This is a genomic window from Sorangium sp. So ce590 (assembly GCF_051521365.1).
In the GTDB taxonomy this organism is placed as follows: domain Bacteria; phylum Myxococcota_A; class Polyangia; order Polyangiales; family Polyangiaceae; genus Sorangium.
Map to the genome: position 1 here is coordinate 9,687,911 of NZ_CP150346.1, position 13,201 is coordinate 9,701,111.

Consider the following 13,201-nt stretch of genomic DNA (forward strand, 5'->3'; position numbering starts at 1 on the left):
CTCGCAACCGCCCGCAACGGCCACCACCCCGACGGACGCGACGAGCCAGCACGCTCTGCAGATCCTCATCGTGCTTCCTTTCACGGTCATCACCAGACGCCCAGCACCGCGAATCCTGCGCCATCCGTTCGCAGCTCAGGCAGCGCACGAATCCGGCTCGTTCGCGTCTCCCGTGGCTGCCCCCACAGCGCATACGCAGCCGCACTAATCGCTAACGCTCCCGATGCCACGTAAGCCAGACGCGCTCCATTGCCGAACGTGTCGATGCGACGAAGCGCGCTGTCGAGCTCATCGCATGGGCTGACGAACGCCGCGGAAGGCTTCCTGCACTGCCCTCCCGTTTGCAGGATCGCATCACCTCGTTTGTCAACGTCCGCACTCGCCCCGTTCGACGCCACGGTGAATCCCACCGCCATCCCGAGCCCCACCGCGCTCGCCGCCCCCAGCGCGATCACCGGCGCCCAGCTCCGCCGCTCCTCCATCTGCGCCCCCGCCGCGGGCGCCTTCGGCATCGCCTCCCCCATCCCCGGCGCGCTCGCCGCTCCCGATGCCGCCGCTTCCGGCCCCTTCCCACCCGGCCCCGCCGCCACCGGCGCCTTCTCCGCCTTCGGCTTCAGCTCCGGCGTGACCGTCTCGGTGCTTGCCGGCGCCGCGAGCACTCCCAGATGCTCGTCCTCGTACCCGGCGTGCCGGATCACGATCCGATGCTCCCCTGGCTCCACGTAGATCTCGTGCTTCGCCTCCTCCTCCGGCACGCGCTCGCCGTCGAGGAACACCTCCGCGTCCGCCACGTTCTTCACCCGCACCCGCACCGTCCCCACCTGCGCCTTCGCCTGGTCGAGGAAACCCCGTATCCGCGCGCGCTGATCGGGCTTCACCGACGGCGGCGCCATCCTCAGGGCGAACGCGAAGAACGCTGCGGCGGACCGCGGCTTGTTCAGCTTCAGCTGCGCGTGCCCGAGGTTCGCTGCGATGTCGAACGATCTCATCAGCGCCCACGCCTTCAGGTACAGAAGCTCCGCGTCCGACCAGCGCTTCTGGTCGAAGGCGAGGTTGCCCTCTCGGTACAGCTGCGCTGCGCGCGCGTTGTCGCCGGCCCCGTCGTCCTCCACCTGCGCAGGCGGCGGGCTGCCCTGCGCGCGGGCAGCGACCGGCGCGAGGAGACAGGCGGACAGCGCGCAGCACGCGACCGCCGTCCAACGCATCGTCAGGTTCCTCATGGCATCTCCCATCGTTCATCCATCCCGGCGGCTCAATCGAAGATCTGCTTCTCATCCGGGCTGGGCGGCGACGGCGCCGGCGCGCTCTCCGCTCCGCGCTCTTCCGGCGCGCCCCGCGGGCTCGCAGGCGCCTCCGGCGCGGGCGCCGCGGAGCCAGTCCCCCTCGGCCTCGGCGCCGCGGGCGCGGTCGCGCTCGGCGCCGCAGGCTGCGGCGCAGCCTGCCCTCTCGGGCCGCTCTCCTGCGATGGGACCGCGGCCCCGCGCGGCCCCTCCGGGCGCGCCGCCGTCGGCGCGGAGCCCGCGGCTCTCCCCGGCGTCCCCGCTGCGTTCGCATCCGGCGTCCCCGCTGCGTTCGCATCCGGCGTCCCCGCCGCGCTCGCATCCGGCGTCCCCGCCGCGTTCGCACGCGCCGCGGCGGCCCTCTCTGCCCGCCGGGCCATCACGCCTGCGTCTTCCAGCGCCCCGCCTGCGCTGCGGGCCACCGTCACCGCGTCGTTGTGGGCGCCCCACCCCGATCGCACCACCGTCGACCCGATCGCCAGCAGGATCCCCATCACCAGCACCCACGCCGCGCGCTGCCATCTCGTGCGGCGCTCCGCGCGCTCCGCGCGCCACGCCGCTGCTGCATCCCTCGCCGTCGTCTCGCTTCTCGCCGCTGCATCCTTCCCGCTCCCCGCGCTCCCCGCCGCCTCGTCTCTCCCAGCCGCCTCGCTCCCCGTCGCCTCGCTCCCCGCCGCCTCGCCCCGTCCTCCGTGCCACTCCGCGAGGATCTCGCTGTCGATCACGATCGGCTGCCGCTTCGTCACGGCCAGTCCTTCCGGCATCGACACGCTTGGCGCCCCTACGTCCGCGAGCGGCGCGCGCTGTTCCGGGTTGCGCGCGCCGCCGCCTCGCCGCGCGCCTTCCCGTGGCGCCGGCACCCGCCGCGGATCCTCGATCTGGATCCGCTCCATCTCCAGCGTCGGGTGCAGCGGCCCCGGCGCGACTTGGCCCACCGCGTAGGCTCGAGCCTCGTCCTCTCCCTGGCTCTGGATCGCCCGGGGCGCGCCCGCCGCTTCGCCGTCCTGCTTCGCCATCGCCTTGCTCCCTGCTGCCCGCGCCGCCTACCGCCCGCGCGACCCGGGTCCTCGCTTCCCCGCGCCTTCCGCGCCTTCCGTGCCTCCTGCGCCTCCACCCGCCGGCCCATCGCCCCGCACCCCGCGCAGCACCGGCGCGCCCCACGGCTCGCCCCGCAGCAGCGGCATCTCCTTCACCCCCCGCTTCCACAGCGCCTTGCGCAGCCGCTCCCGCCCTCGCTCCAGCCGCCGCCGCACCGTGATGTACGACACCCCGAGGAACGCCTCCGCCTCGCGCATGTCCATCCCGTCCACGAACACCGCCCCGAACGCCCGCTGCTCGTCCTCGGGCAGCTCGGCGAACGCCTCCGCCAGCGCACGGATCGCCCCCACGTACGCCATGCGCTCCGCCGCCTCCTCGTCGGACACCGGCCGCCGCATCGCCGCCACCCCCGCCACGACCCCCACCGTCGCCAGCGCGTCGCAGAACTCCTGGAGCCGCCCCTGGATCTCCTCCGGGCCGTCCCGCAAGAGGTCGAACCCGCCCTGGTGGTGCTCCGACAGCGCCGCCATCGCGCGCCGCATCGCCACGTCGCGCCGCCGCGCCTGCGTCTCCGCGCGGATCAGGTCCAGCATGCTGCCGTCCATCCGCGCGCGCGCGTACCCCTCGAACGAGACGCCCTGCGCCTCGTCGTACCGGCGCACCGCCTCCACCACGGCCGCCGAGCCCGCCGCGGCGAGCTCGTCCCGCTCGACCAGCCCCGCGTAGCGGCGCGCGTACCAGCGGGCCTGGGCCTCGACCATCGGCAGCGCGCGCTCGACCAGCGCCCGCTGCTTCGGCGTGAGCAGCGGCAGCACCTCGGCGTCTTTGTCCGCGCCGCCCGTCACGCGCCCTCCCTCCCGCCGCCCGCCGCGCCCCCCTTGCGGTCGTGGCCACGCTCCGCCGGCGCGCCCTCGCACGGCACCTCCCCGCTCGACGACGGCACCGGCCGCGCCATGAGCTGACGGAGGAGCGCGGCCGAATAAGGGTTCTTGACCAGCTCGTCCTCGATCGCCTCGCGCATCTGCGCGAGCATCTCCTCCGGCACGAGCCCGCGGTACCGCGCGAGGCTCCGCTCGACCGTCTCCGCCACGACGCGCTCCGCGCGCAGCCGCTGCTCGTCGTTTCGATCGTCCTGTGACATTCCAGCCTCCTCTCCGCGCGCGCTCCAGCGCTTCGCCCTGCACGTCCCTAGAAAATCGGTGTGTCTCCGAAGGGTGGGGGCCCCTGCCGCCCCGGCTTGGCCGATGCCGCCGGCCGGCGCGGCGCGGCGCGGCGCGCCGACCCGACCGGGGTTGCCGGCCTGACCGAGGTTGCGCCCTCCGCTCCGACCGAGGCTGCGCCCTCCGCTCCGACCGAGGCTGCGCCCTCCGCTCCGACCGAGGCTGCGCCCTCCGCTCCGACCGCGGCTGCGCCCGTGGCTGCGCTCCCGGCGCCCGTGGCCGCGCCCGCCGCGCCCGTGGCCGCACCCGCCGCGCCCGTGGCCGCACCCGCCGCGCCCGTGGCCGCACCCGCCGCGCCCGTGGCCGCACCCGCGGCGTCGCGCGGCCCCTCCGGCGGGGCGATCCAGCGCGTGGCGAACGCGCTCGCGAGGGAGGCCGAGAGCACCAGCGCGATCAGCATCCACGGCGCCATGCGCACCTCGCGCCCGGCGCGGGCTCCCTCTCCCCGCTCCCCCGAACCGCGCTCGCCCTCCGCGGCCAGCTGCCGGAGCATCGGGCTCGTCGTGCGCACCGCGGGCGGCCGGGACGACCCCTGCGGCGGACCGGACGGCGACGACAGCGCCGTCACCTCCATGATCTCCGTCCCCCGCGCCGTCCTCCCTTGGCTGCCCGGCGCGCGCCCGTCCCCCTCGCGGCCCGCCGGCCACGGTCCAGGCCCGAACGCCGCCGCCCGGACGCTCTCCAGATCCATCGGCGCCGTGCCCCCGGACCCCAGGGCGGGCGCCGGCGACGCCACCACCACCCTGGCCGACGGCTCCCGCCGCGGCACCTCCAGCGTCGGCCCCGTCACCGGCGCCCGGTAGACCGCGCGCCGCGCCGGCCGGTCCGGGATCGGCGGCTCGCCGGGCGGCGTCGCCAGCGAGATCCGGCCCTCCGCCTCGTCCTGCTCGAGGCGCCTGCGCAGCGCGATCATGCCCTGCGCCATCTCGGCCATCGACAGGTACCGCGCCGCCGGCTGCTTCGCCGTCGCGCGCCGGATCACCTCGTCCACGTACGCCGGCAGCCCCGCCACCTCCGACAGCGGCGCGGGATCCGCGAAGAACTGCCAGTTCACGAGCTTCGTCCGGTCGTCGAAGGCGTCGCGGAACGGGTGGCGGCCGGCGATCATCTCCCAGAGCACGAGCCCGAGCGAGTACACGTCGAAGCGCGCGTCCGCCTCGTTCCCGGCGAGGTTCTCGGGCGCCATGTACGCGGCCGTCCCGAGGCGCACGTTCCGCTGGGTCGTCCGCATCTCGTAGGGGATGACCTTCGCGATCGAGAAATCGACGACCTTCACCGACCCGTCGACCGTGAAGGCGATGTTGTCCGGCTTGACGTCGCGGTGGATGATCTGGTTCTCGTGCGCCGCGTCGAGCCCCCACGCGACCTCGAGCGCGACGTGCAGCGCATAGAGCGGCGACAGCCGCCCCTGGCGCTCCAGGACGGTGGCCAGCGTCGGCCCGTCGAGGAACTCCATGAGCATCCAGGCCGTGCCGTCGGCCTCGCAGCCGATGTCGAAGACCTCGACGACGTTGGCGTGCTCGATCCCGAACGTCCCGTGCGCCTCGGCCAGGCTCCGCTCCGCCTTCCTCACGTCCTTCCGGTCGCGCAGGTGCATGATCTTGAGGGCGCACCGCGCCCCGGTGATCCGGTGGCGGGCCTCGTACACCTCGCCCGAGTACCCGGCGCCGATGAAGCGCACGACCTCCACCTGGTGGAAGACCTGACCCGGCGCGAACACCTGCCGCTCGATGGGTTCTCCTGCGTCGATCACGGCGCTGTCCCCCTCCTTCCCGGGGTCCACGCTACTCCACGGGGTCGAGGAAGGGATCTCGTCGGTGGCGGCCAGCGCCGCGGTGGGCAGGACGGCCGTGATGTCCGGCGGCGCGGCGGGCCATTTCGCGTTCTCCATGAGCGGGTGCCTCGCGGGCGACCGCCTCGAAGGAGGCGCCGCCGTCGGCATCCATGTCGGGCCGGCGCCGCCGGAGTGCTCACCGATTCCGCGAGACGCCTCCGAAAAAAGAACGTGCCGGCCGCCGCGAAGCGCTCCCCGGGTCGCGTGGCGCTCCCCTGATCGCGTGGCGCGCCGAGCAAGATTCCGACGGCGCACAGGGGATGAAAGCGCTTGCGGGATCGCGCGCGCCTCTCGTTAAATGCAGAGTTTCCTGGGGGAGGATGAGGGAGGAATCGATGGCATCCTATGGATACAGCTTCGTCACCGACAAGGCGTTCAGCGCGTTCGCGCGTGATCTCGATCAGGGCGCTTGGAAGAGCGTCTCTATCGACAAGTACGATGTTCCTAACCGCGTCCCGGCGGCGTTGCTCCTCGAGGCGCCGAAGCCGGTGATCTGGAAGGCGCGCGCGCGCTGGAGCATCGCGGCGCTCGACGAGGCGCTCGGCGTCGCGTCGGCCGCCGCGCTCGCCGAGCTCGACACGGAGTGGGACACTGCCCAGCGGGCGCTGCACCTGTTCCTGGCGTCGGCGGCGGAGAGCAAGGATTCCGCGCAGCGCGACGCGGCCGTCCGGCTCCGCGGCGCCCTGCTCGCGGGGGCCGGCACCGAGCAGACCCGGTACACGTACGACGCCGAGGTCGACCACGGCTGGCACCAGCTCTCGGTCGCCGGCAAGGCGCCGCTCGCCGCCGACGTGAAGAAGGTCGGCGCCGGTCCGTACCTGAAGCGCGTCGAGGAGGCGACCGAGGCGCTCGCCAAGGGGCTCGGCCGCAGCTCCGGCCAGAAGCGCGCGGTCGCGCGGTCGAAGCGCATCCGGGAGGCGGTGGTCGCGTGCACGCAGGCGTTCAACGCCATCCACGACGACATCGGCTGGCTCATCGAGCACACGCCGAGCGGCAAGCACCGCGAGTTCCTCGAGGCGCTCCACGCGCCGTTCCTCGCCCTGCTCGAGCGCAGCCCGCAGCGCGCGCCAGCAGCCGCCGCGCCGCAGGAGGAGCAGGACGCCGCCGAGGAGGACGCCGAGGCGCCAGAGGCGCCGGAGAGCACGCCCGAATGAGCGCGACCGCCAGCCGGAGCGCGACCGGCCGGCGGCTCATGCCATCCTGCCGGGCCTCCGCGGCCCTTCCCTGAACCCCTGCCGGGCCTCCGCAGCTCTTCTCCGAACCCCTGCCGGGCCTCCGCACCCCTTCTCCGAACTCCTGCCGGGCCTCCGCAGCTCTTCTCCGAACCCCTGCCGGGCCTCCGCACCCCTTCTCCGAACTCCTGCCGGGCCTCCGCACCCCTTCTCCGAACCCCTGCCGGGCCTCCGCAGCTCTTCTCCGAACCCCTGCTGGGCCTCCGCAGCTCTTCTCCGAACCCCTGCCCGGCCTCCGCAACCCTTCTCCGAACCCCTGCCCGGCCTCCGCTGCCCTTGCCTGAACCCCTGCCCCTGCCGGTGACCGGCAGCACCTTGCCTTCGCGCGAGCGACATCCGGCGGCGCTTCCCGAGGACGGAACCGCACGTTCCTGTGGCGATCTGCTATCCTCCGCCGCCGTGATTGTGGACCAACCCCCCACACCTGCCCCTACGGAGGCTCAGGAGGACCGAGTCACCTTCGGGCTCTCCGCCTTCGATCCTCGTCCGAGCCTGATGGCGCCCTCCGTTGCGCCAGCCGCCTCGGCGGCGCCGCACGTCTCGGTGGTCGTCCCGGGGCTGAACGAGGCGGAGAGCCTCGCCGAGCTCGCGCAGCGCGTCGATCAGGCGCTGAGGGGGCGCTTCACCTACGAGCTCATCTTCGTGGACGACGGCAGCACGGACGACACCTGGGCCGTCATCTCCAGGATCCGCGCGGAGAACCCCGTGGTGAAGGGCATCCGGCTGCGGAAGAACTTCGGCAAGGCGACCGCGCTGACGGCCGGCTTCCGCAAGGCGAGGGGCACGGTGGTCGTCACGATGGACGCCGATCTCCAGGACGACCCGGCCGATCTGCCAAGCTTCATCGCCAAGGTCGAGGAGGGGCTCGATGTCGTGGTCGGCTGGAAGGTCAACCGGCTCGACCCCAAGAACCGCCTCGTCCTGTCCCGCATCTTCAACGGGACGGTCCGCTCGGTCACGGGCGTGAAGCTCCACGACATGAACTGCGGCTTCAAGGCGTACCGGAGCGAGGTGCTGCGCACCATCCCGATCTACGGCGATCTCTTCCGGTTCATCCCGGCGCTCGCCGCGTGGCAGGGCTTCCGTGTCGCGGAGATCCCCGTGCGCCATCACGCCCGCAAGTACGGCAGCTCCCGCTACGGCCTGGAGCGCATCTTGCGCGGCTTCTTCGACCTCCTCAGCGTCATGTTCCTGACGCGCTACTCGAAGAAGCCGATGCACCTCTTCGGCCTCATCGGCCTCGTGTTCGCGGCCGTCGGGGTGACGATCAACGCGTACTTGAGCCTCCTCTGGCTGCTCGGATACAGGATCGGCGATCGGCCGCTGCTCCTCCTCGGCGTGCTGATGATCCTCCTCGGCATCCAGTTCTTCTCGATGGGCTTCATCGGCGAGTTTCTCACCTTCCAGATGCAGCAACGGCACCAGGCGGACGAGCTGCCAGTCCGCGAGGAGATCGAGTGATATCCGACGCTTACTTCGGACGCTTCGAGACCGCGAAATACCGGAACGCAGGCGCGCTGAAGCGGAAGCTCATCCAGCGCTTCGCTTCCGCGATTCACGATCTCTTCATCGAGGCGAATCCGGTCCAGCGCGTGCTCGAGATCGGGGTCGGGGAGGGCTTCCTCTCCGGCTATCTCTCCGAGAAGTTCCCGGAGAAGCAGTTCACCGGCGTGGACCTCAACGCCGCCGATATCGAGCGGCTGCAGCGGCTCTTCCCGCACATCCAGGCGCGCGTCGGGAGCGCCTACGATCTCGGCGAGCTGCGCGCGCTCTCGCCCGGGTTCGACCTCGTGATCTGCGCCGAGGTGCTCGAGCACCTCGACACGCCCGACCGGGCGCTCGCCGAGATCCAGCGGCTCGCACCGAAGCGCGTCCTCCTCTCCGTGCCGCATGAGCCGTTCTTCAAGCTCTCGAACCTGCTCGCAGGGAACAACGTGCTCCGCCTGGGCAACGACAGCGATCACGTCAACCACTGGAACCCGACGTCGTTCCGCCGCCTCGTCGAGCCGCGCTTCGACGTGCTGCAGATGACGACCTCCTATCCCTGGATCCTCTGCCTCGCAGCCCCGCGCTGAGCATGCGCCGCACAGTCGTCAGGGCGCTCGTCCGCCTCGTCGGACCGCTCCTGCTCGCGATCGTGATCCTGCGCATCGACGATCGGGGCGCGGTGCTCGACGTGCTCGCCTCGGCCTCGGCTGCCCCGCTCGCGCTCGCCGCGGCGCTGAACCTCGTCAACATCCACCTCAAGGTGGTCCGCTGGGACGCGCTGCTCCGCGCCCGGGGCATCCATTACCCACTCGGGCGCGCCTGGATGTCGTTCCTGACGTCGCTCTACGTCGGCATGCTGACCCCGGGGCGCGTCGGCGACGTCCTCCGGATCCGCTACCTGCGCCATGACCTCGGCGTGCCCTACGCGGAGGGGCTGGCCTCCGTCGTGATGGACAGGCTGTGCGATCTCTATGTGCTGGCCGCGTTCGTCGCCGTCGGCGTGGCGCATTACAGCGCGGTCATCGCTGGCCGCCTGGCCTGGCTGACATGGGGTGGCATTGCGCTCACGGTCCTCGCGCCGCTCGTGCTGCTCATCCCCGGGCTCGCCGAGCGGCTGATGCTCGCCGTGTCCCGCAAATTCGTGAAGGAGCCCGCGGCGGATGCGGAGCCTGGCGCGACAAGCCGTTTCCTCGTGGCGTTGCGGGCCCACGTCGGGCGGGGGCTCTTCGTCGCGCTCCCCGTCACGGTGGCGACGTTCATCGTCAACTTCGTGCAGGGCTACCTGATCGCGAGGGCCCTCGGGATACCGCTCTCGCTGTTCGACGCCACCTGCCTGCTCGCCATCGCGAACCTGCTCGGCCTCCTGCCGATCTCGATCGCCGGCGTCGGCGTCCGTGAGCTCTTCTTCTCCCTCGTGTTCCCGTCGCTCGGTTTCACCGCCGAGCACGGCGTGAGCTTCGGCCTCCTCGTCTTCGCCGTCATCTACCTCACCATCGCCGCCCTGGGCCTCGTGAGCTGGCAAATCGCCCCGCCACCCTCCGCCCCGGCCACCCCCGCCACCCCCGCCCAGCCCTGAATCCCTCCCCCCCGCACCGTTCGCGGCGCGCACCCGCTAGAGAGAGAAGGGGGTGGTCAGGGTGAGGGCCTCCCCGTTGAAGGCCGGCATGCGCAGGGCGGCGGCGCGGAAGGCGTCGCTCACGCACTCGCCGATCTCGGTCCCGACGAAGGGCAGGCCGTCCAGCTCGACCTGGGCCCCGCCGCTCGGCGCGAAGGTCACGGTCACGCTCCCCTCGCCGCTCGGGCCGTCCGGCTGCCAGCAGCGCTGCGCGCGGATCCGGCCGTGCTCGAGCGCGGCGCCCGCGGCCCTGCCCACGCGCAGGCGCGCCGCGTCGACCCGGCGCGACCCGGGATCGTGCCCGTCGTGGGAGCGCGGCAGCACCTCGGCCGACGCGGGGTACGGAGCGCCACGCGGCGGGCAGTGCGCGGGGCGCACCATCGCATAGCCCGTCGCGGTGGCGAAGCCGCACACAGCGAGCGCCACAAGCAGGGCGCGCTGCCCGCCGCCCCGGCCGTGAGGCCCGTCGAACGGGCCGTCGTCGCTGGATCCGCCGCGCAGCCGCTCGACCTCGGCTCGGATCTCGGCGAGCTCCGCATCCCGGGCGGCGAGCGCCGCCTCCCGCTCCTTCAGCTTGGCTTCAAGGGTGTCGATGCGGGCGCGGGCCGCATCGAGATGATCCCGGTAGTGCGACATGGACCCATTCTACCGCGCCCCGCGGGCGGCGCCCTGCCCTTCCGGCGCCCCCCCGCGCCGTTCCTTGACAGCGGGGGGTAGGGTCAAGTAGCCGAGGGACCCGCCTCTCCCATGCTAGAAAACCACCGCACCAGGCTGAACAGCGCGCTCGCGAAGCTCGACGGCGCTATCGAGCGGCTCGCGCGCGCCACCTTGACCCTGGCGCCGTGGCCGATCCTCTTCGGCATGTGCGTCGCCGTGACGGCCTGGGTCTTCACCCACCCGAGCCGCCTCGCCCCGTTCGCGACGAACAAGCTGAACGAGCTGGAGCGCCGCTGGATGACCGGCGGCGTCGTCGCCGCCATCGTGGGCGTCGGGCTCGCCTACTTCCTCGTGATGCTGGCGCGGCGGGTCCTGACCCGCTCGTGGGACGTGGTGGGCACGGCAGGCCGCCTCAACCGCGCCCTGCTCCCCCTGCTCGCGCTCCCGTTCGTCGCCGCGCTCAAGCTGCCGAACATCGAGAAGGACAGCCCGAAGACCGCGATCTTCTTCGCCGCCCTCGCCGCCGCGGCGGTGGGCGCGGGCGTCTACGCCTGGGGCCGCGGCGAGCGGTTCGCGCCCGGGCTCGACGAGGCGCCGCCGCGCGCCGGCGCGCTCGCGAAGGCCGGGCGGTGGTTCGCGCCGCTCGCCGTCCTCGCGCTGTGGACAGGCTACAGCGCCTTCTTCTCCCGGCTCGCGCTCACCAACCACCGCGCGCTGCACACGCGGACGACGGACCTCGGATACTACGACAACATCTTCTATCAGTCGATCCACGGCCGGCCGCTCGGCTGCTCCTGGATCAAGGCCGGATACCACGGCTCCGCGCACTTCGATCCCATCCTCGTCCTGCTCTCGCCGCTCTACCTCATCTATCCGAGGGCGGAGTTCCTCCTCGTGCTCCAGTCCGTGTGGCTCGGCGCCGGCGTCATCCCCGTGTACCTGCTCGCGCTCGACAAGCTCGAGCACCGCGGCAAGGCGCTCCTGCTCGCCGCCGCGTGGGCCATGTACCCCGCGCTGCATGGCGCGAACATGTACGAGTTCCACTCGCTCACGCTGATCTCGCCGCTCGTCGTCTGGCTCCTCTACTTCTACGAGACCGGCAGGGACAGGCTGTACTGGGTCACCCTCGCCGCGCTGCTGCTCTGCCGGGAGGACGTCTCCCTGCTGATGTGCTTCATCGGGCTCTACGCCGTCCTCGATCGGCGCGCGGGCAGGACGCGCCTCGGCTGGGTGACCATCGCGACGAGCCTCGTCTACCTCGTCATCGTGAAGCTGTTCTTCATGACGTCGGCCGGCATCATCATGTCGGGCAAGGACGCGTACTCGTTCGCCTACTACTACGAGGACCTCATGCCGAACCGGAGCGGGCTCGGCGGCCTCCTCGTCTCGCTCCTCACGAACCCTGCCTTCGTGCTCAAGGTCATGCTGGAGGAGCCGAAGATCCTCTTCCTGCTCCAGCTCTTCGTCCCCCTTTGCTTCCTGCCCTTCCTCGCCAGACCCGGGCGGTGGATGCTCGCCTACGGGCTCGTGTTCTGCCTGTTCGCCTCGCGCGACGCGGTCTTCTCGATCCACTTCCAGTACTCGTCGGTCCTCTTCCCCATCGCCTTCGCGCTGACGCCGATCGCGATCAAGCAGGTCGAGGACTCCGCACCGGCCGCGTACCTCGGGCTCGACGGGCGGCGCCTCTCGCGCGCGCTGCTCGCGGCGGTGCTCGTGGCGAGCGCGCTCGTGTCGTGGAAGTTCGGCGGCCTCGTCGACAACGCCTCGTTCAGGGGCGGCTTTGCGCGTGTGGCGCGCAACCTTACGCCCGAGCAGGAAGCCACCTACGCGTGGGTGAGGCAGCAGGTCGAGGCGATCCCGCCCGGCGCGATCGTCGGCGCGACGAACAAGATGGGGCCGCACGTGTCGAACCGGAAGGAAGCGTATTTCTACCCGGGGGACCGCCCCGCGATCCTCCAGTACGTGCTCCTCGACGAGGGGGAGCTCAAGGGCAAGGACCTGGAGCGCCACAACGCGACGGTGAAGCGCGGCGAATTCGTGGAGGTCAGCCGACTGAAGAAGATGGCGCTGTTCAAGCGGGTGAAGCCGGCGTCGAAGCGGTCGGCGCCGGCGGCGCTCGACGAGCCCCCTACCGGCGACCCGCGTCCGGAGCTACGAAAGCCGGACAAGAACGACGGCGGCGCGCCGCCCGAGCCCACCAGCACCGCGGAGCAAGATGAAGACCCTCCTCCTGGCCCATGACTTCGATGAGACCTCCGAGCTCGCCCTCGACACGGCGATCGAGCTCGCCCGAAAGCTCTCCGCGAAGATCGTCGTTGCGCACGTGTACAGCCTGCCCGTCTACACCTTCCCGGAAGGCTCGTCGCTGATCCCCTCGGCCGAGGACGCCGCGCGCCTCGCCGAGGCGGCGCAGCGGAGCCTCGATCAGGTGCTCGAGCACCGGCGCGGCGCGGGCGGCGTCGAGATCTCGGGCGTGCTGCGCGCCGGCGTCCCCGATGAGGAGATCTGCCGGCTCGCGGAGGAGATCGGCGCCGACATGATCGTGATCGGGACGCACGGGCGCGGCGCGATCGCGCGGGCGCTGCTCGGCAGCGTGGCCCAGCGGGTGGTGCGCGCGGCGAAGGTCCCGGTGCTGACCATCCGCGGCCCGCAGCCCTGAGTTGCACGGCGGGGGCACGCGCCCCCGCGATCCACCAGTGACTTCCAACACGGGGTGCCGCTTCGGGCCTAACGTAGGTGCATCAGGAAACGATCGCGTCCGGGATCGGGTGCAGCCGGATCGGGCATTAGAAATTTCCTTACTCGCTGCCAAATGCGTCCGGCCGCGGGTCCGAAAC

At 72.1% G+C, this 13,201-nt stretch carries 12 protein-coding genes; 6 read left to right on the top strand and 6 right to left on the bottom strand.

The window, feature by feature from the left end:
- Nucleotides 1-89: 89 nt before the first annotated feature.
- From WMF28_RS36710 to WMF28_RS36730, 5 genes are read right to left on the bottom strand one after another with little or no spacing between them, the layout of a single operon-like run.
- On the bottom strand, nt 90-1,220 hold the full coding sequence (locus tag WMF28_RS36710; protein WP_437598191.1) for a PEGA domain-containing protein: 1,131 nt from the start codon (nt 1,218-1,220) through the stop codon (nt 90-92).
- 32 nt (nt 1,221-1,252) lie between these two features.
- Complete coding sequence (locus tag WMF28_RS36715) at nt 1,253-2,296, bottom strand: hypothetical protein (protein ID WP_437598192.1); 1,044 nt, start codon at nt 2,294-2,296, stop codon at nt 1,253-1,255.
- A 27-nt stretch (nt 2,297-2,323) separates the two neighbouring features.
- A complete protein-coding gene (locus WMF28_RS36720) occupies nt 2,324-3,163 on the bottom strand; it encodes a sigma-70 family RNA polymerase sigma factor (protein WP_437598193.1) in 840 nt (279 codons plus the stop codon).
- A complete protein-coding gene (locus tag WMF28_RS36725) occupies nt 3,160-3,459 on the bottom strand; it encodes a hypothetical protein (protein WP_437598194.1) in 300 nt (99 codons plus the stop codon). The genes WMF28_RS36720 and WMF28_RS36725 overlap by 4 nt, the downstream gene beginning before the upstream one ends.
- 47 nt (nt 3,460-3,506) lie before the next feature.
- A complete protein-coding gene (locus WMF28_RS36730) occupies nt 3,507-5,429 on the bottom strand; it encodes a protein kinase domain-containing protein (protein ID WP_437598195.1) in 1,923 nt (640 codons plus the stop codon).
- Nucleotides 5,430-5,707: 278 nt separating this feature from the next.
- On the opposite strand from WMF28_RS36730, the gene WMF28_RS36735 reads away from it, so the two are divergent.
- The 4 genes from WMF28_RS36735 (at nt 5,708) to WMF28_RS36750 (ending at nt 9,668) form a co-directional block, all read left to right on the top strand.
- On the top strand, nt 5,708-6,526 hold the full coding sequence (locus WMF28_RS36735) for a hypothetical protein (RefSeq protein WP_437598196.1): 819 nt from the start codon (nt 5,708-5,710) through the stop codon (nt 6,524-6,526).
- A 573-nt stretch (nt 6,527-7,099) separates the two neighbouring features.
- Nucleotides 7,100-8,065, top strand: a complete 966-nt coding sequence (locus WMF28_RS36740; RefSeq protein WP_437598197.1) for a glycosyltransferase family 2 protein — start codon at nt 7,100-7,102, stop codon at nt 8,063-8,065.
- Nucleotides 8,062-8,679 (top strand): class I SAM-dependent methyltransferase, encoded by a 618-nt coding sequence (locus tag WMF28_RS36745; protein WP_437598198.1) that lies wholly within the window; start codon nt 8,062-8,064, stop codon nt 8,677-8,679. Before WMF28_RS36740 ends, WMF28_RS36745 begins: the two co-directional genes overlap by 4 nt.
- A gap of 2 nt (nt 8,680-8,681) precedes the next feature.
- On the top strand, nt 8,682-9,668 hold the full coding sequence (locus tag WMF28_RS36750) for a lysylphosphatidylglycerol synthase transmembrane domain-containing protein (RefSeq protein WP_437598199.1): 987 nt from the start codon (nt 8,682-8,684) through the stop codon (nt 9,666-9,668).
- A 36-nt stretch (nt 9,669-9,704) separates the two neighbouring features.
- Here the strand turns inward: WMF28_RS36750 and WMF28_RS36755 are convergent, their stop codons facing one another.
- Entirely contained in the window at nt 9,705-10,343 is a 639-nt protein-coding gene (locus WMF28_RS36755; protein WP_437598200.1) for a hypothetical protein, read from the bottom strand.
- Nucleotides 10,344-10,454: 111 nt separating this feature from the next.
- On the opposite strand from WMF28_RS36755, the gene WMF28_RS36760 reads away from it, so the two are divergent.
- Nucleotides 10,455-12,605: a DUF2079 domain-containing protein gene (locus tag WMF28_RS36760; RefSeq protein ID WP_437598201.1), complete on the top strand. Its 2,151-nt coding sequence runs from the start codon at nt 10,455-10,457 to the stop codon at nt 12,603-12,605.
- Nucleotides 12,580-13,023 (top strand): universal stress protein, encoded by a 444-nt coding sequence (locus tag WMF28_RS36765; RefSeq protein ID WP_437598202.1) that lies wholly within the window; start codon nt 12,580-12,582, stop codon nt 13,021-13,023. Before WMF28_RS36760 ends, WMF28_RS36765 begins: the two co-directional genes overlap by 26 nt.
- The last annotated feature ends 178 nt before the right edge of the window (nt 13,024-13,201 follow it).

What these genes read in the sequence shown, in the direction of transcription:
- WMF28_RS36735 (WP_437598196.1), top strand. Translation starts at nt 5,708, where the DNA reads ATGGCATCCTATGGATACAGCTTCGTCACCGACAAGGCGTTCAGCGCG.
- WMF28_RS36730 (WP_437598195.1), bottom strand. Translation starts at nt 5,429, where the DNA reads ATGGAGAACGCGAAATGGCCCGCCGCGCCGCCGGACATCACGGCCGTC.
- WMF28_RS36725 (WP_437598194.1), bottom strand. Translation starts at nt 3,459, where the DNA reads ATGTCACAGGACGATCGAAACGACGAGCAGCGGCTGCGCGCGGAGCGC.
- WMF28_RS36755 (WP_437598200.1), bottom strand. Translation starts at nt 10,343, where the DNA reads ATGTCGCACTACCGGGATCATCTCGATGCGGCCCGCGCCCGCATCGAC.
- WMF28_RS36715 (WP_437598192.1), bottom strand. Translation starts at nt 2,296, where the DNA reads ATGGCGAAGCAGGACGGCGAAGCGGCGGGCGCGCCCCGGGCGATCCAG.
- WMF28_RS36710 (WP_437598191.1), bottom strand. Translation starts at nt 1,220, where the DNA reads ATGAGGAACCTGACGATGCGTTGGACGGCGGTCGCGTGCTGCGCGCTG.
- WMF28_RS36750 (WP_437598199.1), top strand. Translation starts at nt 8,682, where the DNA reads ATGCGCCGCACAGTCGTCAGGGCGCTCGTCCGCCTCGTCGGACCGCTC.
- WMF28_RS36765 (WP_437598202.1), top strand. Translation starts at nt 12,580, where the DNA reads ATGAAGACCCTCCTCCTGGCCCATGACTTCGATGAGACCTCCGAGCTC.
- WMF28_RS36760 (WP_437598201.1), top strand. Translation starts at nt 10,455, where the DNA reads ATGCTAGAAAACCACCGCACCAGGCTGAACAGCGCGCTCGCGAAGCTC.
- WMF28_RS36740 (WP_437598197.1), top strand. Translation starts at nt 7,100, where the DNA reads ATGGCGCCCTCCGTTGCGCCAGCCGCCTCGGCGGCGCCGCACGTCTCG.